Annotated in this window: 1 protein-coding gene; it reads right to left on the bottom strand. The window is 65.6% G+C overall.

Going from position 1 to position 643, the window contains the following annotated elements:
- Positions 1 to 42: 42 nt before the first annotated feature.
- Positions 43 to 643: IS3 family transposase (locus tag IG69_RS0119500; RefSeq protein ID WP_030529826.1), on the bottom strand; the 601-nt coding region annotated here is incomplete at its 5' end.

The following is a 643-nucleotide window of genomic DNA, read 5'->3' on the forward strand; positions in this document are numbered from 1 at the left end:
TGACCTGCCCTACAGCCTGGTTTCCAGATTCGGTGGTGAGTCTCAGGCGGGTTGGGGTGTCTTCTCGGAGAGTAGTTCGTGCTCGATCGGGGTGCGGTAGCCGAGGGCGGAGTGCCGTCGCTGGCGGTTGTAGAAGATCTCGATGTACTCGAAGATCGCGTTCGAGAGCTCAAGGCGGGTCTTCCACTTCTTGCGGTTGAGCAGCTCGGTCTGCATCGAGGACCAGAACGACTCCATCATGGCGTTGTCGAGGCCGTCGCCGACGCTGCCGAAGGAGGGCATGAGCCCTGCGGAGCGGATTGTCTCGCCGAAGGCCCACGAGGTGAACTGGACTCCGTGGTCGGCGTGGACGATGCCGCCGGGTCCCGGGCGGCGGTTGCGGACGGCCATGTCGAGCGCGTTGATGACCAGGGTGGTGTCCTGGCGGGAGTCGATGGACCAGCCAACGATGCGGCGGCTGAAGGCGTCCAGGACCGCGGCACAGAAGACCTTGCCCTCACGCGTGGGGTGTTCGGTGATGTCGGTGACCCACAGCTCGTTCGGCTGCAGCCGGTGGAACTTGCGGTTGACCAGGTCATCGGAGGTGACGACCCCGCGCATGCGCTTGACCCGCGCCGGGCCTGGGAGGCCGTAGATGCCGGCC

The sequence above is a fragment of the Phycicoccus jejuensis genome (assembly GCF_000720925.1).
GTDB lineage: Bacteria > Actinomycetota > Actinomycetes > Actinomycetales > Dermatophilaceae > Phycicoccus > Phycicoccus jejuensis.